This is a genomic window from Leisingera sp. F5, assembly GCF_001593695.1.
This window is the reverse complement of record NZ_LUKH01000714.1, coordinates 1-1,805: the sequence shown is the minus strand read 5'-3', so window position 1 is coordinate 1,805 and position 1,805 is coordinate 1. Positions and strand designations below refer to the sequence as shown.

Here is a 1,805-nt window from a genome sequence, read left to right as displayed (position 1 = left end):
CGCCATGGTCACCGGCGCCATCGCGCCCGCCAGGGTAAACGGCGAGACGACGATGGCTTGCCCCCGCCGCGCCAGCCGCAGGCAGCCGTCGATCATCGGGAAATCGTGCTTCAGCGGCGAGGTGGAGTTGATGTTGGTGTACATATGCGGCTTGGCGTCGAACTCCTCATGGCTGAGCCCGCCGGCAATCCGCACCATCTCCATCACGTCCTCGACCCGCTCCTTGCCAAGCGAGTAGGCGTGCATCGCCTTGTCCGTGAGGGTCAGCTTGTCATAGAGCACATCCAGATGCCGGATCGAGGCATGGAGGTCCACTGGCTCCACCGGGTAGCCGCCGGCAAAGTGGATGCAGTTGAAATACTGGGTCAGTTTCAGCAGGTTGCGGCATTGCTCACGGTTGCCGGCGACCTTTTTGTTCAGCTCCATATCCCAGTAGTTCGGCGGCGAGGACACATTGCCGAACAAGATGTGATTGCCGCCCAGCGGAATGGTCCGGTCTTTGTTGCGCGGGGTGATCGAGAACTCGCGGGGCGCCTTACCCACCATCTCCATCACAAAATCCCGGTCCATCTTGACCAGCTCGCCTTCGACCTTGACGCCGGCCTGTTTGAAGATCTCCAGCGCTTCCGGGTTCAGAAAGACCACGCCAATCTCTTCCAGGATCCGCATGGCCCCCTCGTGGATCGCCTGCACGCCGTCCTCGCTCAATGGCTCGGTCGGCCGGTCGGTGTTAACCGGGATCTGCCAAGGCATTTGCTCCAGCGCAGCGCTGCCGCGCCGGGCTGCTGCGCCTGCCCTGCCTCCGCCCCGCTTCTTGCGCGCGCCTGTGTCTGCCATGCCGGTCTCCCCTGGGTCCGAATTTCAAAATTGCCGATAGCCACCCACTGTGCCAATCCCTGCCGCTGGAAACAGTCCAAACCCGACTATCGCTGTCGTTTTTGCTGTGCGATCCGGCGGTTCAGGATATTTCTGTACACTTGTGCCTAGTATGCCGCAGCAAAAACCGGCGCACAAGACTGCACGCCGGCAAAAACGAGCGTCCCCGTTTCAAAACGCGGGAATCAGTGGATGCTCAGCGGTCCATCCAGGCCGGGATATGGCCGATATCGGGCAGCACTATATCGGCGTGCGGCGTCAGCTCCTCGCGCAGGGCCATGCCGGTCAGGACGCCGATCCGCTGCATTCCCGCAGCCGCGCCCGCTTCCAAATCATGGCGGCTGTCGCCCACCATTGCCGTCCGGCCGGGAGAGACGCCCGCAGCCTTGCAAAAGGCCAGAAGCGGATCCGGCGCCGGTTTGGCCCCATGGCCGCTGTCGCATCCCGCGACAAAAGCAAAGCGGTCCAGCACGCCTGCCCGCTTCAGCTGGCTCTTGGCAGAGCTCTCAGCATCGTTGGTCATCACCCCCAGCACCTTGCCGCGCGACAGCAGGCTGTCGAGAAACGCCGCCAGCGGCACTGCCGGCGTCAGCTCTGCCCCGGCAGCGCTTTCCGCCAGGTAATCCGTCAGCTCGGCAAGATCCATATGCGCAACATAAGGCGCAAGGGCTTCTGCCACTTCATCATTGGAGCAGGCAATCACCAGGCTGTCCGGATTGAATGCCTCACGCTCCAAGTCATAGCTGATCGCTTTGGCCATTGCCTGTTTGGCGTTCTGATCGCCATTGGACAGGGATTCCAGCAGGTCTGCAGCCCAGCCATCCCAGGTCGCAGCAAAGTCAAACAAGGTCCCGTCTTTATCGAACAGAAGAGCATCAACAGGCATGGCAGGTCCTTTTTCCTCTGGATTCTGGCCGGACCCTAGGCAC

General features: G+C 61.8%; 2 protein-coding genes. Both read right to left on the bottom strand.

Annotated features, from left to right (window positions below):
* On the bottom strand, positions 1-837 hold an 837-nt coding region (locus A2I95_RS35145; RefSeq protein WP_291737195.1), incomplete at its 3' end, for a trimethylamine methyltransferase family protein.
* A gap of 235 nt (positions 838-1,072) precedes the next feature.
* Entirely contained in the window at positions 1,073-1,762 is a 690-nt protein-coding gene (locus tag A2I95_RS35140; RefSeq protein WP_027259725.1) for an HAD family hydrolase, read from the bottom strand.
* Positions 1,763-1,805: the final 43 nt, after the last annotated feature.